General features: G+C 71.8%; 18 protein-coding genes and 7 tRNA genes. 10 read left to right on the top strand and 15 right to left on the bottom strand.

Going from position 1 to position 16,924, the window contains the following annotated elements:
• Positions 1-20 precede the first annotated feature (20 nt).
• The 3 genes from thrS to ABZ865_RS31230 form a co-directional block, all read right to left on the bottom strand.
• Entirely contained in the window at positions 21-1,997 is a 1,977-nt protein-coding gene (gene thrS, locus ABZ865_RS31240) for a threonine--tRNA ligase (protein ID WP_361237656.1), read from the bottom strand.
• Positions 1,998-2,151: 154 nt separating this feature from the next.
• Positions 2,152-3,384: a hypothetical protein gene (locus ABZ865_RS31235; RefSeq protein ID WP_361237653.1), complete on the bottom strand. Its 1,233-nt coding sequence runs from the start codon at positions 3,382-3,384 to the stop codon at positions 2,152-2,154.
• Complete coding sequence (locus ABZ865_RS31230; RefSeq protein WP_361237650.1) at positions 3,381-3,947, bottom strand: DUF4365 domain-containing protein; 567 nt, start codon at positions 3,945-3,947, stop codon at positions 3,381-3,383. The genes ABZ865_RS31235 and ABZ865_RS31230 overlap by 4 nt, the downstream gene beginning before the upstream one ends.
• Before the next feature lie 168 nt (positions 3,948-4,115).
• Between ABZ865_RS31230 and ABZ865_RS31225 the strand changes: the two genes are divergently transcribed.
• Complete coding sequence (locus ABZ865_RS31225; RefSeq protein ID WP_361237647.1) at positions 4,116-4,841, top strand: 3'-5' exonuclease; 726 nt, start codon at positions 4,116-4,118, stop codon at positions 4,839-4,841.
• An 82-nt stretch (positions 4,842-4,923) separates the two neighbouring features.
• Here the strand turns inward: ABZ865_RS31225 and ABZ865_RS31220 are convergent.
• From ABZ865_RS31220 to ABZ865_RS31205, 4 genes are all read right to left on the bottom strand, one after another.
• Positions 4,924-4,995 (bottom strand) — tRNA-Val (locus ABZ865_RS31220).
• 39 nt (positions 4,996-5,034) lie between these two features.
• Positions 5,035-5,481 (bottom strand): SRPBCC family protein, encoded by a 447-nt coding sequence (locus ABZ865_RS31215; protein WP_361237644.1) that lies wholly within the window; start codon positions 5,479-5,481, stop codon positions 5,035-5,037.
• A 426-nt stretch (positions 5,482-5,907) separates the two neighbouring features.
• A tRNA-Val gene (locus ABZ865_RS31210) sits at positions 5,908-5,979 on the bottom strand.
• A 94-nt stretch (positions 5,980-6,073) separates the two neighbouring features.
• Positions 6,074-6,580 carry a TIGR02611 family protein gene (locus ABZ865_RS31205; protein ID WP_361237641.1) on the bottom strand — a complete coding sequence of 169 codons (507 nt, stop codon included), beginning with the start codon at positions 6,578-6,580 and terminating at the stop codon, positions 6,074-6,076.
• A gap of 191 nt (positions 6,581-6,771) precedes the next feature.
• Between ABZ865_RS31205 and ABZ865_RS31200 the strand changes: the two genes are divergently transcribed.
• Together ABZ865_RS31200 and ABZ865_RS31195 are read left to right on the top strand one after the other, a co-directional pair.
• Complete coding sequence (locus ABZ865_RS31200; protein WP_004002642.1) at positions 6,772-7,185, top strand: SsgA family sporulation/cell division regulator; 414 nt, start codon at positions 6,772-6,774, stop codon at positions 7,183-7,185.
• Between the two features lie 308 nt (positions 7,186-7,493).
• Positions 7,494-8,054 carry a CGNR zinc finger domain-containing protein gene (locus ABZ865_RS31195; protein ID WP_361237638.1) on the top strand — a complete coding sequence of 187 codons (561 nt, stop codon included), beginning with the start codon at positions 7,494-7,496 and terminating at the stop codon, positions 8,052-8,054.
• Positions 8,055-8,131: 77 nt separating this feature from the next.
• Here the strand turns inward: ABZ865_RS31195 and ABZ865_RS31190 are convergent, their stop codons facing one another.
• Together ABZ865_RS31190 and ABZ865_RS31185 are read right to left on the bottom strand one after the other, a co-directional pair.
• Positions 8,132-8,284: a hypothetical protein gene (locus ABZ865_RS31190; protein WP_164932512.1), complete on the bottom strand. Its 153-nt coding sequence runs from the start codon at positions 8,282-8,284 to the stop codon at positions 8,132-8,134.
• 164 nt (positions 8,285-8,448) lie between these two features.
• Positions 8,449-8,892, bottom strand: coding sequence for a hypothetical protein (locus tag ABZ865_RS31185; RefSeq protein WP_361237634.1), 444 nt, complete (start codon positions 8,890-8,892; stop codon positions 8,449-8,451).
• Between the two features lie 222 nt (positions 8,893-9,114).
• Here ABZ865_RS31185 and ABZ865_RS31180 point away from each other — a divergent pair, with 222 nt between their 5' ends.
• Positions 9,115-9,639 (top strand): DsbA family protein, encoded by a 525-nt coding sequence (locus ABZ865_RS31180; RefSeq protein WP_361237632.1) that lies wholly within the window; start codon positions 9,115-9,117, stop codon positions 9,637-9,639.
• A gap of 46 nt (positions 9,640-9,685) precedes the next feature.
• Here the strand turns inward: ABZ865_RS31180 and ABZ865_RS31175 are convergent, their stop codons facing one another.
• From ABZ865_RS31175 to ABZ865_RS31165, 3 genes are read right to left on the bottom strand one after another with little or no spacing between them, the layout of a single operon-like run.
• Positions 9,686-10,510, bottom strand: coding sequence for a GNAT family N-acetyltransferase (locus ABZ865_RS31175; RefSeq protein ID WP_361237629.1), 825 nt, complete (start codon positions 10,508-10,510; stop codon positions 9,686-9,688).
• Between the two features lie 54 nt (positions 10,511-10,564).
• Positions 10,565-11,386: an aminodeoxychorismate lyase gene (locus ABZ865_RS31170; RefSeq protein WP_361237626.1), complete on the bottom strand. Its 822-nt coding sequence runs from the start codon at positions 11,384-11,386 to the stop codon at positions 10,565-10,567.
• A complete protein-coding gene (locus ABZ865_RS31165) occupies positions 11,383-12,438 on the bottom strand; it encodes a chorismate-binding protein (protein ID WP_361237623.1) in 1,056 nt (351 codons plus the stop codon). Before ABZ865_RS31165 ends, ABZ865_RS31170 begins: the two co-directional genes overlap by 4 nt.
• A 178-nt stretch (positions 12,439-12,616) precedes the next feature.
• Here ABZ865_RS31165 and ABZ865_RS31160 point away from each other — a divergent pair.
• The 5 genes from ABZ865_RS31160 (at position 12,617) to ABZ865_RS31140 (ending at position 13,084) form a co-directional block, all read left to right on the top strand.
• Positions 12,617-12,689, top strand: a tRNA-Gly gene (locus ABZ865_RS31160).
• A gap of 38 nt (positions 12,690-12,727) precedes the next feature.
• Positions 12,728-12,801 (top strand) — tRNA-Cys (locus ABZ865_RS31155).
• Position 12,802: 1 nt separating this feature from the next.
• Positions 12,803-12,874: transfer RNA gene (locus ABZ865_RS31150), tRNA-Val, on the top strand.
• Positions 12,875-12,911: 37 nt separating this feature from the next.
• A tRNA-Val gene (locus ABZ865_RS31145) sits at positions 12,912-12,983 on the top strand.
• A 29-nt stretch (positions 12,984-13,012) separates the two neighbouring features.
• Positions 13,013-13,084 (top strand) — tRNA-Val (locus ABZ865_RS31140).
• A 47-nt stretch (positions 13,085-13,131) separates the two neighbouring features.
• On the opposite strand, the gene ABZ865_RS31135 is transcribed toward ABZ865_RS31140, so the two are convergent.
• The 3 genes from ABZ865_RS31135 to ABZ865_RS31125 all read right to left on the bottom strand — a co-directional run bounded on the left by ABZ865_RS31135 (position 13,132) and on the right by ABZ865_RS31125 (position 14,899).
• Complete coding sequence (locus ABZ865_RS31135; RefSeq protein WP_361237620.1) at positions 13,132-13,413, bottom strand: zf-TFIIB domain-containing protein; 282 nt, start codon at positions 13,411-13,413, stop codon at positions 13,132-13,134.
• Positions 13,414-13,493: 80 nt separating this feature from the next.
• On the bottom strand, positions 13,494-14,459 hold the full coding sequence (locus ABZ865_RS31130) for a phosphotransferase (protein ID WP_361237617.1): 966 nt from the start codon (positions 14,457-14,459) through the stop codon (positions 13,494-13,496).
• A gap of 263 nt (positions 14,460-14,722) precedes the next feature.
• On the bottom strand, positions 14,723-14,899 hold the full coding sequence (locus ABZ865_RS31125; protein ID WP_361237614.1) for a hypothetical protein: 177 nt from the start codon (positions 14,897-14,899) through the stop codon (positions 14,723-14,725).
• 602 nt (positions 14,900-15,501) lie between these two features.
• On the opposite strand from ABZ865_RS31125, the gene ABZ865_RS31120 reads away from it, so the two are divergent.
• Positions 15,502-16,923, top strand: a complete 1,422-nt coding sequence (locus ABZ865_RS31120; protein WP_361237611.1) for a protein kinase — start codon at positions 15,502-15,504, stop codon at positions 16,921-16,923.
• Position 16,924: the final 1 nt, after the last annotated feature.

Genomic DNA, 16,924 nt, shown 5'->3' with positions numbered 1-16,924 from the left:
GGCCCTTCAGGCGGTGTGGATCAGACCTGGGCCCGCTCCTCCACGACCTTCGCGATCTTGGCGATGGCGTCGTCGAACGGGATGCCGTTCTCCTGCGAGCCGTCGCGGTAGCGGAAGGACACCGAGTCGTGGGACATGTCCTCGTCGCCCGCGATGACCATGAAGGGCACCTTCTGCTTCTGGGCGTTGCGGATCTTCTTCTGCATGCGGTCCGAGGAGGAGTCGACCTCGACGCGCAGGCCCCGCTTCCTGGCCGCCGCGGCGAACTTCTCCAGGTACTCCACGTGCGCGTCGCCGATCGGGATGCCGATCGCCTGGACCGGGGCGAGCCAGGCCGGGAAGGCGCCCGCGTAGTGCTCCAGGAGCACGGCGAAGAAGCGCTCGATGGAGCCGAACAGCGCGCGGTGGATCATGACCGGGCGCTGCTTGGAGCCGTCCGGCCCGGTGTACTCCAGGTCGAAGCGCTCGGGCAGGTTGAAGTCGAGCTGGATGGTCGACATCTGCCAGGTGCGGCCGATGGCGTCCTTGGCCTGGACGGAGATCTTCGGGCCGTAGAAGGCGGCGCCGCCCGGGTCGGGGACCAGGGGCAGGCCCTGCTTCTCGGCGACCTGGCGGAGGGTCTCCGTGGCCTCCTCCCAGACCTCGTCCGCGCCGACGAACTTCTCCGGGTCCTTGGTGGACAGCTCCAGGTAGAAGTCGGTCAGACCGTAGTCGCGGAGCAGGCCCAGGACGAAGGTGAGCGTCTTGTCCAGTTCCTCGGACATCTGCTCACGGGTGCAGTAGATGTGCGCGTCGTCCTGGGTGAAGCCGCGGGCGCGGGTCAGGCCGTGCACGACGCCCGACTTCTCGTACCGGTACACGGTCCCGAACTCGAAGAGGCGCAGCGGCAGTTCGCGGTAGGAGCGGCCGCGCGCGTCGAAGATCAGGTTGTGCATCGGGCAGTTCATGGGCTTGAGGTAGTAGTCCACGCCCTCGTCGAGCTGCATGGGCGGGTACATGCCGTCGGCGTACCAGTCCAGGTGGCCCGAGGTCTCGAAGAGCTTCCCCTTCGTCGCGTGCGGGGTGTAGACGAACTCGTAGCCCTCTTCCTCGTGCCGGCGGCGCGAGTAGTCCTCCATCACGCGGCGGACGATGCCGCCCTTGGGGTGGAAGACGGCGAGGCCGGAGCCGATCTGCTCGGGGATCGAGAAGAGGTCCAGCTCGGTGCCGAGCTTGCGGTGGTCGCGCTTCTCGGCCTCGGCGAGGAAGTCGAGGTACGCCTTCAGCTCGTCCTTGGACGGCCAGGCGGTGCCGTAGATGCGCTGGAGCTGCTTGTTCTTCTCGTTGCCGCGCCAGTACGCGGAGGCGTTGCGCATCAGCTTGAACGCCGGGATGAGCCGGGTCGAGGGCAGGTGGGGACCGCGGCAGAGGTCCTTCCAGCACAGCTCGCCGGTCTTGGCGTCCAGGTTGTCGTAGATCGTCAGCTCGCCGGCGCCGACCTCGACGTCCGCGCCGTCGTCGTGCGAGGCCGAGCCCTTGAGGCCGATCAGCTCGAGCTTGTACGGCTCGTCCGCCAGCTCCGCGCGGGCCTCGTCGTCGGTGACGACGCGGCGGGAGAAGCGCTGGCCGCGCTTCTGGATCTCCTGCATCTTCTTCTCGATGGCCTTGAGGTCATCGGGGTGGAAGGGCTGCTCGACGTCGAAGTCGTAGTAGAAGCCGTCCTTGACCGGCGGGCCGATGCCCAGCTTGGCCTCGGGGAACAGCTCCTGCACGGCCTGCGCCATGACGTGCGCGGTGGAGTGGCGCAGGATGTTCAGACCGTCCTCGGAGGAGATCTCGACGCCCTCGACCACGTCTCCGTCGGACAGCTCGTACGCGAGGTCCTTCAGCTCGCCGCCCACGCGCGCGGCGACGATCGAGCGCTCGCCCGCGAAGAGGTCGGCGGCCGTAGTGCCCGGCGTCACCACGCGGTCTTCCCGGTAGGAATAGCGTTGGATGATCACACGGACGTCTGACACCGGTCTCTCCTGACTGAAGGTGGGTGCGGCGCCATACCAGGAGCGCGCGCACAACGGATCGTACCGACCCGACACCTCCGACCGCGAAACGGTCACTCCGGGTCCCCGTCCGCATACCTGCTCAGTCACCGTCCCCGTACCTCTTCGGTCCTCTTCAGTCCTCGCTCCCGTAGGCCTCCTCGCACGCCTCTTCGAAGAAGTCGAGGTTCTCCTGGAGCGACTTCATCAGCCGGTCCCGCTCCGCCTCGTCGACCTGGACGGGTACGACTCCGGAGGCGCCGGTGAGCCTGCGGAAGCCGCCCCGGCGTTCCAGCCTGCCGTGCACCCGCACCGGGAGCCCGACGAGGTGCGCGTGGCCGGCGATCCGGTAGTCCTCCTCGCTCAGGGTGACGCGGACGTGCGGGACTTCCGCGCCGGCGAGCACCCGCAGCCGTACGGCGCCCTCGCCGCGCGGCCCGGACCGGCGCAGCCGGACCACGACCCCGGTGATCCGGACCGGTACGGAGGGTTCCTCCTGCACATAGCGGGTGCCGGCCGCGCGCAGCACGGGCAGGTCGCCGGGCGAGAACTCGACGGGTTCGGCGGAGCCGGCGCAGCCCTCCGGGACGCCGGCGCCGGGCGCCCAGGCGACGGCGATGCGCGCGCCCTCGGTGCCGCGGACCAGGGTGGTCAGTGCCTCGGTCAGTTCGCGGCTGACGCCGGCCTCGACGGCGCCGTCGAAGGCGTCCATGCCGCCGGTGGCCCGCTCGTAGTCGATGGCCTCGCGGGCCGCGTACAGGGCCTGGTGCAGACGGACGGCGAGGGCGCGGCCGTCGGGCACGGGAACGAAGGCGGTCAGCCGGCCGTCCTCGGCGGCGGGTCCGACGAGGACGGCCTCCAGCAGGGCGGCGGCGGAGCGCCGGTGCCGGGCGCCGTAGTAGCCGGCACGCGCGCGCGTGGCGAGCGCGGCCGCCAGCAGCATCTGCCGTGCGGCGCCGCGCAGTTGCTCGTCCGCGGCCCAGGGGGCGGCGCCCACCGGCCCGCCCGGGGTGTCCCGCCACCAGCGGATCTCGTCGCTGGGCACGGCCAGGGAGATCAGTACCTCGCGGGCGGAGGGGGTGTCGCTGCGGGCGAGCGCGTCGAGGGCCTCGCCGAGCAGGTCGTCGCTGTCGGGGAAGGCGCGGCTCTCCGGCACGAGCAGGCTGGTGCCGGAACCGGCAGGGCCGGGCGGGGTCCAGCGGCCGTAGCGGCCGGCCGCCCCGCCGCGCCGGTGCCAGCCGTGCCGGCGCAGCAGGGCGCCGAGCACGGCCGGGTCGACCAGGGCGGGGTCGGGGGGCTGATTCCAGGGGAGGTCGTCGGGGTGCGGGCTGACCTGCCGGATCGGCTCGTCGTAGGGACGGCTCCTCATGGCCTGCCTCCCGTTCCGACCCGCGTCATGATCTCGCACAGGGCCCGGTCGTCGAAGATGCGTGTGGTCGGTATCCGCACGGTGGTCCGGTGCCGGCCGGTGACGGGGTGGCCGGCGAGGTTGACCCAGTAGCAGCAGTGCCTGAGGTCGAGCCGGTCGTGGCTGGCGCGCAGCCAGTCGTCCTGCGCGCGCGGGACGAGCATGACGACCAGGATCTTGTGCACCGAGACGGGTGTACGGGCGAGCTTGCGCAAGTGGTCGTTGTCGAGGGTGAAGGAGAAGAAGCGGCCCGGGGGGTTCGGCGGGACCTGGTACGTGGCCTTCAGCTGCACCTTTATGGTCACCTCGTCGTCGACGGTGTGCCCGGGCACGCTGTGGCTGACGTGCCAGTCGATGCCGTTGTCCGGGAAGGGCTGGGACAGCGAGCAGCCGGCCGCGGCGGCGACCGCGTGCAGATAGCCGACCTGCAGCGTCTCCATGCAGGCGGTGGTGGCGAGCGTGCCGCGAAGGGGGCCCGAACGCTCGGGCAGCAGCCCGCCCCGCTCGGGCTGCGCTATGGCCATGACCAACAGCCTTCCAAGCCAAGAATTTCCCCGATGCGGGCCGCTGAACTGCAAAGACCCGCACTCCTGTTGTGTCCTTCCGGCGTACGGCGCAAACGGCCCGGGTATCACCAAACGGGCAGAAGACGGAACGTCACCTGCCATGGGTGAACGAGGAGTTGGGTTGGGATGACGTACTGGTACGAGGGGCCGCTGGCCGCCTTCGACACGGAGACGACGGGCGTGGACGTCGAGACCGACCGGATCGTGTCGGCCGCCGTCGTCGTCCAGGACGCGCCGGGGACCCGGCCCCGGGTGACCCGCTGGCTGGTGAACCCGGGTGTGCCGGTGCCGGAGGCGGCGACGGCGGTGCACGGGCTGACGGAGGAGCACCTGCAGCACAACGGCCGCTGGCCGGCGCCGGTGATGTACGAGATAGCCGAGCAGCTGGCGGAGCACGCGGCGATGGGGCGCCCGCTGGTGGTGATGAACGCGCCGTTCGACCTCACGCTGCTGGACCGGGAGTTGCGCCGGCACCGGGCGTCCTCGCTGGACCGCTGGTTCGAGGCGACACCGCTGCGGGTGCTGGACCCCCGCGTGCTGGACAAGCACCTGGACCGCTACCGCAAGGGGCGCCGCACGCTGACCGACCTGTGCGAGCACTACGGCGTGACATTGGACGGCGCGCACGACGCGGCGGCGGACGCGGTGGCCGCGCTGGATGTCGTACGAGCTCTGGGCCGACGCTTCGCGACGCGGCTGGAGCGCCTCTCCCCCGCCGAGCTGCACGCCCTCCAGGCCACCTGGCACGCGGCCCAGGCGCGCGGCCTGCAGGCCTGGTTCGCCCGCAGCGGCTCGGAGGAGATCGTCAGCACGGAGTGGCCGCTGCGCCCGGAACTGCCGGCGGCGGCGTGACAGGCCGGCCCGGTTCATGCCCGAGATGTGCCTCATGGCATCAAAAGAGCCGGTCCGCTGGTGCGGACCGGCTCTTTCCCGGTGGGCGATACTGGGTTCGAACCAGTGACCTCTTCGGTGTGAACGAAGCGCTCTCCCACTGAGCTAATCGCCCGGGAACGCACTGAACAATACAGGTCCCCACGGTGTTACTTCAAACCGCTTCCAGGTGGCGGAGCAGTCCCCGCCGGCCGGCCCGCATCATCAGGCGGTGGTTGGCGCGGAAGAGGGGCCGTCCGGGCACGGCCAGCCGCCTGAGCAGGGGCTTGTTGACGTCCACGTCCTGGTCGTAGCGGACCGTCGTCCCGGGGCCGTCGGGCGTGATCGTCCAGCGTGCCCGGCCCTCGATGTCACCGGTCATGACCACCTCCAGGATTCCCGCCGCCGGGTCGCGGCGGGTCTCGCGTGCGGTGAGGGTCAGGTCGTACGGCACGACGGACCGGATGGTGAGGATTCCGGTGGTGGCGTCGAGCAGGGTCACCGACCGCACCTGCGGCCACCAGTGAGGGTAGTCCTCGACCCGCTCCAGTGCCGTGTACACGTCGGCGGGCGGGAGGGGCAGGGACCACAGGGTGCGGAAACGGTAGTGGGTCCAGTCCATGGGCAGAGTCTGCCCGGACGGGCGGGCGGATTCTGAGTACGTGTACTCATGCGTCGCCTCGTGACGCGGACCACACTCGGAGGCGAGCGCCGCCGCCCGTGCGACGGCGCTCTCCCCTCCCCATGGGACGCGTTACGGATTCCCGATGTGACCCGTGCTCAGATTCCCTGTCGGCATGCGGTCTTGGGGGTAAGGGGAAATTCCCCCCTTGCCGCGCCCCGAGGAAATCCGACGGCATTCCGAAAAAGGTCCCCGGGATTCCGCGGGCGGCAGCCGGCGTCCGGAACATCAGCGGCGGAAGATCCCCGGAACAGGTAACGGAACGTCACCGTCCTCTTCCCGGAAGGGGGGTTGCCGATCACACCGCGACAGGGGCGCATACGACGACGGCCCGCCTGCTGTTCGCAGACGGGCCGTCGGTCCGGGTGGGCGATACTGGGTTCGAACCAGTGACCTCTTCGGTGTGAACGAAGCGCTCTCCCACTGAGCTAATCGCCCGGGCACAGGAAGAACATTACCCCATGTCAGGGGGTGCCCCCGACCAGGTGCCGGGCGGAGGGGGCCGCGGAGCGGCCGGCCCCCGGGCCCCGGATCACTGATCCTTGATCTTCCAGGGCATCACGACGCCGAACTTCCACACGTAGATCCCGACCAGCACACCCACGATCACCAGGCCGATCACCGTGAGCGTGATGTTGCGGCGGCGCACCCGGGGATCGAGGGCCCGCTGGGCCGCCTCGGTCACCTTGCGCTTGGTCCAGCGCAGCACGAGCTGGGCCCAGACGAACTCGGTCGCCCAGATCGCCATGCCGCCGAAGATCACGACCCAGCCCGGTCCGGGCAGCGGCAGCATGATGATCCCGGCCACGACGACCGCGAGCCCCACCACGAAGACGCCGACCTGCCAGCTCAGGTGCAGGAACCGGCGGGCCTTGACGAATTCCGGCGCCCGGGAGCCGAGGCCCCGCTCGGACCGCCCCTCGTCCGCCCGTCCCGTGTCCGTGCCGCCCACGCCGTCCGCTGCGGCCGCGCCGTCGCCACTGTCCGTCTGCTTCGGTGCCATGGCGACCTCGCCCGGCTCGTCACTCCCCGTATTCATACATACAAACCCTACCCGAGCGAATCCGGTCACCGGAATGGTCGTAGGGCTCGTACGAGTTCTCGGCCGGAAGAGCTACGTAAAGGCACGCAAAACCCTCAGAGGGGTTTACAACGGCACCGTAGGTGGCATGTCGATTTCGCCGACGTGCGAATCCCCGAGCGCACACTGAGCGAAAGGCCCTGGCGCTTATGAACACCACGGTCAGCTGCGAGCTGCACCTGCGCCTCGTTGTGTCGAGCGAGTCCTCCCTGCCTGTCCCCGCAGGCCTGCGGTACGACACGGCCGACCCCTACGCCGTGCACGCCACCTTCCACACCGGAGCCGAGGAGACCGTCGAGTGGGTGTTCGCCCGCGACCTCCTCGCCGAGGGTCTCCACCGCCCCACCGGCACCGGCGACGTCCGCGTCTGGCCATCCCGTAGTCATGGCCAGGGCGTGGTGTGCATCGCCCTCAGTTCGCCGGAGGGAGAGGCACTGCTGGAGGCCCCCGCGCGGGCTCTGGAGTCCTTCCTGAAGCGAACAGACGCCGCCGTGCCGCCCGGCACGGAGCACCGGCACTTCGATCTGGATCAGGAGCTCTCGCACATCCTGGCGGAGAGCTAGGTCGCGGCCCCTTCAAGCCGCCCGGCGCCGTCCACTCGGGGAGACGGCTCGGGCCAAGACAACCGCATACGGCATCCGGCCGGCGCCGTCACCGTGAGTGTTCGCGGGACGGCGTCGGCCCGTACGTGTTCCGCTGCGGAGCGTGACGGATCGGGAACCCTGGCGGGCCTGGAGACGTTCTACGGGCGACCGGGGCGTTTCCACCGGGAAATTCGATGGGCTGAGGACGGTGCGGCGGGCACTGTTGTCGCTACCATCGGCCAGCATCGGCGGGCGCCCGCCCGACCCCCCAGGCCAGGGAGCGAAATGTGCTGATCACCCACGACACCCGGTGCGCGCTCGACACCGTGGTGGATCTGGTGAACACCGCACCGGAGGACGACACGGAAGCGGACGGACTGCCGGATGTCGCGACGCTCGCCGATTTCGTGCGAAGCCACAAAATCAGCGATGTCGGGGTGCTGTCCGAGTTCGACCTGTCGGCGGTGCGCAAGGTCCGTGGCCGGTTCGCGGGGATCTTCGCGGCCCCGGACGCCCGGGCCGCCGCCGGGATGATCAACGAGTTGGTGGCCGCGGCCGGCACCACCCCGCGCCTCACGGACCACGACGGCTACGACTGGCATGTCCACTACTTCGCGCCCGGCGCCTCCGTGGCCGACCACCTCGCGGCCGACTGCGGGATGGCGCTCGCCTTCTTCGTGGTGGCCGGGGAGCAGGAGCGGCTGCGGCGCTGCGAGGCCCCCGACTGCCGGCGGGCCTTCGTGGATCTCTCCCGCAACCGCTCGCGTCGCTACTGCGACAGCCGCACCTGCGGGAACCGGCTGCACGTGGCCGCCTACCGGGCGCGGCGCAAGGAGGCCACCGGCTGATCCACGGGGACGTCCACGGGCGGGCGCCCGGGGCGACGCCGGTCCCGGCGGGTGGCGCCGGGACGGACGCGTACGGCTCACAGCAACAGCAGGTCGTGCAGCGCAGCCATGAGGATGAGACACCCGATCACCGCCAGGAAGATCATCAGCGGTGGCTGGGAAAGGGCGAAGAGGCACCCGCGCGGCTCGTCCTTCGGCGGCGCGGCCTCGCTCTGTGTCGTGTCCAGCATCTCGCCGGTGATGATGACGCAGAGCCCGCCTTGTAAGCGATCAACACGCCCGTAAAGTGCGGGAGTTCGCCGAATTCGCACCGTCCCGTTCGAGTTGCTCCGTGTCGTGATCGTTTCCGGACGCGCGGGGACGATCCGTGTCGTTTCAGCCCGTCATGGACGAGTCATATGCCGTGCTTCTTGAGGATGGCCTCGATGTCGCTGAAGTCGTCGGTGGAACCCGTGGCGGGTGAGGCCTTGCCGGGCCGTGCGGCGGGGCGGGTGGCCGGGCCGAGGGAGGGCGCCGAGGCCGCCGGGGCCACCGCGTCGGACTGGCCGCCGCGGGCGGCTCTGCGCTCGGCCCGCGTGCCGCCGCGCCGGCGCTCGACGGCGCGGGTGCCCGCGAAGAGCAGCCATGCCGCGCCCAGCACGCCGAAGCCCGCCCAGGCCGTGGGGCTGAAGGCGGTGTCGGCGAGCCAGCCGACGACACCGGTCATCACCAGGCCGACCGGCACCAGCGAGTAGGCCGCGATGCGCGCGGCCGCCAGGAAACGCTTCCGGTAGGCCGTGACCGCCGCGATACCCAGGCCGGCCGCGGACACGGCGGAACAGACGGTCTCGGCAATCATCCGGTCCTCCTGGCGGGCTCGGTCGGTCGGCAGGTGACGCAAGGGCACGGGCGGAGAGCGGAGTGCGCTTCGTCCCTTCCATCCTGCACCGCCCGGTGCCCGCGATGCCATGCTCCGGCCCGACATCAGGGACATCTCCGGGTCGCCCCCTCCTGGGGTGCCGTCCGGACGTCGTGGCGTCCCGATTCGGCCACCCGGGCCTCGCCTGGAAGACTGGTGGGCATGAGCGACTCCTCCCCCGTGCGCACCGAGCCCGTCGTCCTCGACGTCTGGTGCGAACTCCAGTGCCCCGACTGCCGCACCGCCCTCGACGACGTGCGCGCCCTGCGCGAGCGCTACGGCGACCGGCTGGACGTGCGGCTGCGGCACTTCCCGCTGGAGAAGCACAAGCACGCCTTCGCCGCCGCCCAGGCCGCCGAGGAGGCCCTGGAGCAGGGGAACGGCTGGCCGTACGTCGAGGCGGTGCTGGCGCGGGTCGAGGAGCTGGACCGTCAGGGAGAACCCCTCCTGGTCGAGGTGGCCGGCGAACTCGGGCTGGACGCGGAGGAGTTCGACACCGCCCTCATCGACGGCCGGCACATCCTGATCGTGGACGCCGACCAGGCCGAGGGCAAGGCGATCGGCGTGACCGGCACCCCGACCTACGTCATCGGCGGCGAACGCCTCGACGGCGGCAAGAGCCAGGAAGGGCTGCGCGAGCGCATCGAGGAGATCGCGGACCGACTGCTGGCCGGCGGCGAGGCGTGACCTGGATCCCCGCGCTCCCGGACCCCGGCAGGGGCTTCCTGGATCCCTACAACAGGGGCTTGGCGAAGGAGCGGCTCGTCGTCACGTAACCGAGCGACTCGTACAGCCGCTCGGCCGGGGTGTTGCCCGCGAACACGTTGAGCCCCAGGACGGGCCGGCCGGCGTCGATCGTCTGGCGCTCCGCCAGCAGCATGAGCGCCCGGCCGTGCCCGTGGCCGCGATGGGCCGCGTCGGCCTCGACGTCGAAGACGAACGCCATGGCGTCCCGCAGGGCCAGCCACAGGGTGCCGACCCGGGTCCCCTCGTGTTCCAGGACGCTGAAGAGCATGTCCTCGGTCTGGAGGCCGCGCGGCAGCAGCGTCTCGTGGTCCCGGCGGGCCTTGGCGCGGGCCACGTCCTCCGGCACGCCCCGCTCGATCCACATCCGGGCGTAGTCCTCGGACTCGTGCTCGTGCCAGGCCTCGAACTCCGCCGGGGTCATCGGCCGCGCGCAGCTGCCCGGGGGCAGCTCGGGCGGCGTGTCCGCGAGGCGCTTCTCCATGCCGCGGTTGCGCAACGTGTAGCCGAGGGCGCCGACGAGCCGCAGCGCGGCCTCCGCCTCGGCGGGGACCATGGCCTCGATCTGGGTGCAGCCCCAGCCGCGCGCCACCTCCTCCGCGGCGAGCGCGGCCACCGTGCCCCGGCCGCGCCGCCGGTCGGGCTCGGCTATCCGCAGGTCGATGATGCGGGCCACCGACGTGCCGAGGGACGGTGAGGTGCCCAGGTGGATCTCGCCGACGGGACGGCTGTTCACGCACACCTGGTAGCGGCGTGAACGGGTTCCGTCGGGGTTCTGCTGAAGCGGCTCGGCCGGCCGCAGGGTCGTCGTCATCACGGGTGTTCTACCCGCTCCGGAGCCGCTGGTCAGCCGAATTTGCCGCGGCGATCAGGGATCGAGGTCCGCGCCGGACCGCTCGTCGAAGAGCCGCATCGCCTTGGCGGTCACCGGGCCGGGCGCGGCGGACAGTTCCCGGTCGTCGACCCGGTGCACGGCCTGGACGTCCCGCAGGGTGGAGGTCAGGAAGACCTCGTCGGCCCGCTCCAGGACGTCCAGCGGCAGGTCGGTCTCCTTGGCGCCGGTCCACTCCACGGTCAGGGCCCGGGTGATGCCGGGCAGGCAGCCGGAGGCGACCGGCGGGGTGTGGATCTCGCCGTCCAGGACGACGAAGACGTTCGACCCGGTGCCCTCGCAGAGCTGTCCGACCGTGTTGGCGAACAGGGCCTCGGAAGCGCCGTGTTGGTGGGCGCGGGCGAGGGCGACGACGTTCTCGGCGTACGAGGTGGTCTTCAGGCCGGTGAGCGCGCCGCGCTCGTTGCGGGTCCACGGGACGGTGACCACGGCCGTGGCGTCGGGGCGGCGGGTGGTCTCGCCGACGGCGACGACCAGGGTCGGGCCGTGCTCGCCGCGGTCGGAGCCGAGCGGGCCGTGCCCGCCGGTGTAGGTGATGCGCAGCCGGCCCAGCGGCATCGGGTTGGCCTCCAGGACGGCCGCGCAGGCGCGGCGCACTTCGTCGAGGTCGGGGTCGGGCAGGCCGAGGCCCCGGGCCGAGCGGGTCAGCCGGTCCAGGTGACGGGTGAGCGCGAACGGCGCCCCGTGGACCGCCTTGACCGTCTCGAAGATGCCGTCGCCGACGGTCAGCCCGTGATCGAAGACGGAGACCCGGGCGGACTCGAGGTCCTGCAGTGCGCCGTCCAGCCAGATCCTCATGTCAGAGCCTCTCCACTCTCCTGGTACGCCCCCGACGCTACCGCGAGCAGCCGGGACGCCTTCAGCTCGGTCTCCCGCCACTCCCCCTCGGGGTCGGATCCCCAGGTGATGCCGGCGCCGGTGCCGAAGCGGAGCGCGCCGGCGTCCCGGTCGATCCAGAAGGTGCGGATGCCCACGGCCAGCTCGCCCACGCCCCGGTCGGCGTCGACCCAGCCGATGCCGCCGCAGTACGGGCCGCGCGGCGCGGTCTCCAGCTCCTCGATGATCCGCAGGGCGCTCGACTTCGGGGCACCCGTGACCGACCCCGGCGGGAAGGCGGCGGCGAGCAGCTCGGGCCAGCCGGCGTCGGCGCGCAGCTCGCCGCGCACCGTGGAGACCAGGTGGACCAGACCGGGGTGCTTCTCCACGGCGCACAGATCGGGGACGGTCACGGTGCCGGTGGCGCAGACCCGCCCGATGTCGTTGCGGACCAGGTCCACGATCATCACGTTCTCGGCGTAGTCCTTCTCCAGGAGGTCCGCCTCGGTGCGTCCGGTGCCCTTGATGGGCCCGCTCTCGACGATCCGCCCCTCGCGGCGCAGGAACAGCTCGGGCGAGGCGGTGGCGATCTCCACGCCGTGGTCCGGCAGCCGGATCGTGCCCGCGTACGGCGCCGGGTTGCCGCGGGCCAGCAGGGCGGTCAGGGCGTCCACGTCGGCGTCGGGGGCGACCGGCGCACTCAGCACCCGGCACAGGTTGGCCTGGTAGACCTCGCCGGCCGCGATGTACGCGCGGATCCGGCCGACGGCCTCCGTGTAGGCGGCGCGGTCCAGGGAGGAGGTCCAGTCCTCCACCGCCGGGCCCTGCCAGCCGCCCGGCTCCGGCGCGGGCACGGACCGCGTCCGTACGTCCGCGAAGCGGGCGCAGGTCAGCCGGCCCTCGAAGTCCGCGGCAACGGCCCAGAAGCCGGTGGAGTCCAGGGCGGCGGGATCGCTGGTGACGTCGAGGAGGCCGGTGGCGACGCGTTCGCCGAACCGGGCCAGGGGAGGGTGGGGAGCCGGGAGGTGGAGCACATCGACGAGTCTAGGTCGGGTGTCCGAAAGGTGGCCCGGGGATGTCCCCGCGGGGGGCCCGGCCAGGACCTCTGTCGGGTGCACCGCAGCACGCTGCGCAAACGCGTTTTTGTGCTGGCCCGGGAATCCGCTAGAGTTCAACACGTCGCCGGGACGCGGAAGCGGACCGAAACGACAGGCGGACGTAGCTCAGTTGGTAGAGCGCAACCTTGCCAAGGTTGAGGTCGCGAGTTCGAGCCTCGTCGTCCGCTCGAAGGAAGAAGGGGTCATCCCGATCCCCTACACTCCTGGTGGAGTGGCCGAGAGGCGAGGCAACGGCCTGCAAAGCCGTCTACACGGGTTCAAATCCCGTCTCCACCTCCAAGGACGATTAGCTCAGCGGGAGAGCGCTTCCCTGACACGGAAGAGGTCACTGGTTCAATCCCAGTATCGTCCACTGGATCAGCCGGCTCGTACGGCGAGGATCCGAACCCGCGCGATTAGCTCAGCGGGAGAGCGCTTCCCTGACACGGAAGAGGTCACTGGTTCAATCCCAGTATCGCGCACTGTCTGTGACTCACGGGTCACAGCCCGCGGACGATTAGCTCAGCGGGAGAGCGCTTCCCTGACACGGAAGAGGTCACTGGTTCAATCCCAGTATCGTCCACACACCAGGAAGCCCCCGGTCTCGCGACCGGGGGCTTCTTCGTGCGCTCAGCTGGAGAACAGCATGTGCGCCCAGCTCTTCTGGTGACCGTGATGGCCGTGGTGACCGTGGTGGCCGCCGTGCGGGGCGCCCCAGGCCGGCGCGGGCGGGGCCGGGTACGCCTGCGGGGCGGCCGGCGGGACGGGCTTGGCCCACTGGGCCTCCAGCTGGGTCAGGGCCTCCAGCTCGCCGTAGTCGAGGAAGATCCCGCGGCAGCCGCTGCACTGCTCGATCTGGACGCCGTTGCGGTTGTAGGTGTGCATCGGCGCATGGCACTTCGGACACTGCATGGTCGGCTCAACTCCTCGCCGGTAGGTCCTGCTTCGTGTTTCCCCAGGACAGACTCCGTCCGGCCCTGGTCGGTTGCACCCTACGCCCGGAATCCGCGCGTCAACTGATGAGGGATGGAACTCATTCGGGCACAGGCGTCCACCAGGGCCTGTTCCACCTCGTCCAGCGGGCGTTCCGCCGCGAGCGCCTTGGTGAGCGCGCGGGCCGCGGTCTGCACGGTCAGGGCACGGGCCGAGACGTCCAGGGCGGGCCAGGGGTCGCCGTCGGTGGGTACGGCGGGGCCGCCGGCCTCGCGGTAGGCGGTCAGGAAGCGGGTCCACTCCTCGGGCGGGAGGAGCCCGCAGGCGTACCAGGAGGCGGGGCGGGCGAGGTCCCACGCGGGGACGCCGACGCCGAGGTCGTCCACGTCGATCAGGAGCCAGGGGCCGTCGGGTGCGGGACGGCGGACGAGCTGGCCGAGGTGGAGATCGCCGTGGCAGAGGGCCAGGGTGCCGGGCATGGGAGCCTCGCCGCGGGCCCAGGCGGGAAGAGCCTGCCAGGCCCGCAGGACGGCGGGTACGGCGGATGCGGCGGGACGGGGCGCGGTGCTCACGGCCGTACGCAGTCGGCGGATGGCGTGGGCGACTTTGGCGGGGCCGCGCATCGGCGGCAGGGGGGCGGGAGGGGGCGTCCGGTGCAGCCGGGCGAGGAGGGTGGCGGCGGCTTCCCAGGGGGCGGCGGCCGGATCGTCCGGGTCCACGGGAGCGCCGTACGGCCAGAAGGTCACCAGGCGGTCGTGGAGGGTGGCCGGGGTGGTGGTGAGCGGGGCGAGGAGGACGTCCGGGAGCCGGGCCGCCGTGGCGAGGCGGAGGGCCAGCTCTGCGGGGTCGGTGTCCGAGGCGTGCGCCTTCGCGACGGTGTCGGCGTGCCGGACGACGGTGGCGTCGGGGCGGTCGGCGAGGGGGCTGGTGCCGCAGGCGCAGGCGGCTCCGCCGGTGTCCGGGTGCGCGGCGGCCCTGACCTCCACGGTCAGCGCGTCGAGAAGGACGGGGGTGTCAGGGGTCACGGAGGCCTCGGTCGGGTCGAGTGTCCAGCCGAGCGTACTGATGCCGGCCGGGGGCGGACTCGCTCGCCCGCGCTCGCGGGGTGCCGCTGTACAACGACCCGCCATCACCTGCGGCAGCGCGGCGACGGCGCGGAAAACGGCTAATGCCGGCGCAGCTCCCCAGCTGCGCCGGCATTTGTGCCGTCCGCCGCACCCCCGTCCCCACGGGGTTTCATGGATGGATGTCCCCGCCCGGACCGCTCTTCCGGGCCTGGAGTCGCCGCTCAGCGCCCCAGCATCACACCCACGGACGACGCCTGTGTGGCCACCGTCTCCCAGCCGTCGAAGACGAGAAGGAGCAGGGCCGCCAGGGGAAGGGCCATGAGCGTCGCCACCACGGGGTGGCGACGGCCCGTCCGGCGGGGGGCGAACGTCGTGCGTCGCGGTGCCGTGTGGGCCATGGTCCCTCTCCTGACCGTCTGTGTTGTCCTTGGCAGCGGCGGGTGTCTGACCTCGGGGGACGAGTGCTGCACCCGCCGCTTGACCTCAAATCTAGGCGCGCGGCCCCCTGCGGACGTCATGCCTTCGTACCGAATCCCGGGCCTCCCGGAGGATGAGCCGTCACATGCCGAGTACTCCCCTGGGTGGAGACGGGGGCCTAGGTCTCGGGGTCTTCCCTGAGGGGTCGCCCACTGTGTCGTGGCATGTCCGAACCGTCCGACGGCCGATTCGAGTGACTTCGATCACTTCGACCGCATGACAGGGGCCTGCCAAACCCGCCCGGCCGGGCGCCCCGCCCCCGCTCCGCCCAGCCGTCGGCGACACCTTCCCCACGGCCACCGGGCCCCGCACCTGGACTCCTTCCCCGGCACCAACCCCCTTGCCCCGCCGACGGGTTGAAATCACAGGAGCCCCAAGGGCATCGCAGGAAACGGTGTCCTGACCGTGTCTCACTTTCCCGACCCGGCACGCACAATCCGTCCGCCCGAGAGGGCGCGGCCTCTGCGCGCAGGCGGCCGTGGAAACGTAAGCTGTGCCACGTCACAGGGACCGGGCAGCGGGGATGAACATGGCGATGATGCGCCTGAGGCGCGAGGACCCGCGCGTCGTCGGCTCGTTCAGGCTGCACCGGCGGCTGGGCGCCGGCGGGATGGGCGTGGTCTATCTCGGCTCGGACAAGAAGGGCCAGCGGGTCGCGCTGAAGGTGATCCGGCCCGACCTCGCCGAGGACCAGGAGTTCCGGTCCCGCTTCGCTCGCGAGGTCTCGGCGGCCCGCCGTATCCGGGGCGGCTGCACGGCCAGGCTGGTCGCGGCGGACCTGGAGGCGGAGCGGCCCTGGTTCGCGACGCAGTACGTACCCGGCCCCTCGCTGCACGACAAGGTGGCCGACGAAGGCCCGCTCGGCGCGGCCGAGGCGGCGGCGATCGGCGCGGCCCTGTCCGAGGGACTCGTCGCGGTGCACGAGGCCGGTGTCGTCCACCGGGACCTGAAGCCGTCCAACATCCTGCTGTCCCCCAAGGGACCCCGGATCATCGACTTCGGCATCGCCTGGGCCACCGGTGCCTCCACGCTCACCCACGTGGGCACGGCGGTCGGCTCCCCCGGCTTCCTGGCACCCGAGCAGGTGCGCGGCGCGGCCGTCACCCCGGCGACGGACGTCTTCTCGCTGGGCGCGACCCTCGCCTACGCCTCCACCGGCGACTCCCCCTTCGGGCACGGCAGTTCCGAGGTGATGCTGTACCGCGTGGTGCACGAGGCGCCGCAGCTGCACGGCGTGCCGGACGCGCTGGCCCCGCTCGTGCAGGCCTGCCTGGCCAAGGACCCCGACGACCGGCCCAGCACGCTGCAACTGTCGCTGCGGCTCAAGGAGATCGCCGCGCGCGAGGCCCAGGGCATGAGCGACGCGCGGCCGCCCTCGCCCCGCGCGGCGGAGGCGGACCGGCCCACCGGGCGGCTCGTCGACACCTACCCCGAGCAGCAGCGCACCCAGCGGCGGCCCGCCCCCGGCACCCCGGTGCCGCGCGGTGGCGCGCCCGCCCGGGGCCCGGTGCCCTCGCGGGGCGGCAGCGGCCCGCGCGGCGCGGGCGCCGTCTCCCGTCCCGGCACGGCCCGCCCCACCCCGGCCCCGCGCGGCACCGCCCCGCGCTCCGGCAGCGGGAGCCGGCCCGCTCCGCGCAGCGGTGCCGGACGCCCGGCCCCGCGTACGACCGGCACCGGGCGGCGCCCGGCCAACCCCCGGCTGCTGCGGCAGCGCCTGTTCGTGTTCGTGGTCGTGACACTGCTGGTGGCGCTCGGCATCGCGGTGGCCCAGGGCTGTCAGGGTCCGGCACGCGGGCTCGGCGGCGACAGTGGCAGCCGAGGTGGCGGCAGTGCCGTACAGGGGCGGACACACGTACAGCCGGGCATCAAGCCGCCGGCCTACGGCAAGCTGATGTCCCAGCGGTACGAGTCGACACTGCGGGCCGGATCAAGGGATCAGGGCTAGG

The sequence above is a fragment of the Streptomyces sp. NPDC047085 genome, from assembly GCF_040643735.1.
GTDB lineage: Bacteria > Actinomycetota > Actinomycetes > Streptomycetales > Streptomycetaceae > Streptomyces.
Note: the sequence above shows the minus strand (reverse complement) of the source record. Positions and strands in the feature narration are given on the sequence as shown.

Coding starts and splice junctions, on each gene's coding strand:
- ABZ865_RS31125 (WP_361237614.1), bottom strand. CDS start 14,899: ATGGCCCACACGGCACCGCGACGCACGACGTTCGCCCCCCGCCGGACG.
- ABZ865_RS31190 (WP_164932512.1), bottom strand. CDS start 8,284: ATGCTGGACACGACACAGAGCGAGGCCGCGCCGCCGAAGGACGAGCCG.
- ABZ865_RS31180 (WP_361237632.1), top strand. CDS start 9,115: ATGAGCGACTCCTCCCCCGTGCGCACCGAGCCCGTCGTCCTCGACGTC.
- ABZ865_RS31235 (WP_361237653.1), bottom strand. CDS start 3,384: ATGAGGAGCCGTCCCTACGACGAGCCGATCCGGCAGGTCAGCCCGCAC.
- ABZ865_RS31225 (WP_361237647.1), top strand. CDS start 4,116: ATGACGTACTGGTACGAGGGGCCGCTGGCCGCCTTCGACACGGAGACG.
- ABZ865_RS31200 (WP_004002642.1), top strand. CDS start 6,772: ATGAACACCACGGTCAGCTGCGAGCTGCACCTGCGCCTCGTTGTGTCG.
- ABZ865_RS31175 (WP_361237629.1), bottom strand. CDS start 10,510: ATGACGACGACCCTGCGGCCGGCCGAGCCGCTTCAGCAGAACCCCGAC.
- ABZ865_RS31205 (WP_361237641.1), bottom strand. CDS start 6,580: ATGAATACGGGGAGTGACGAGCCGGGCGAGGTCGCCATGGCACCGAAG.
- ABZ865_RS31120 (WP_361237611.1), top strand. CDS start 15,502: ATGAACATGGCGATGATGCGCCTGAGGCGCGAGGACCCGCGCGTCGTC.
- ABZ865_RS31135 (WP_361237620.1), bottom strand. CDS start 13,413: ATGCAGTGTCCGAAGTGCCATGCGCCGATGCACACCTACAACCGCAAC.
- ABZ865_RS31215 (WP_361237644.1), bottom strand. CDS start 5,481: ATGGACTGGACCCACTACCGTTTCCGCACCCTGTGGTCCCTGCCCCTC.
- ABZ865_RS31170 (WP_361237626.1), bottom strand. CDS start 11,386: ATGAGGATCTGGCTGGACGGCGCACTGCAGGACCTCGAGTCCGCCCGG.
- ABZ865_RS31230 (WP_361237650.1), bottom strand. CDS start 3,947: ATGGCCATAGCGCAGCCCGAGCGGGGCGGGCTGCTGCCCGAGCGTTCG.
- ABZ865_RS31185 (WP_361237634.1), bottom strand. CDS start 8,892: ATGATTGCCGAGACCGTCTGTTCCGCCGTGTCCGCGGCCGGCCTGGGT.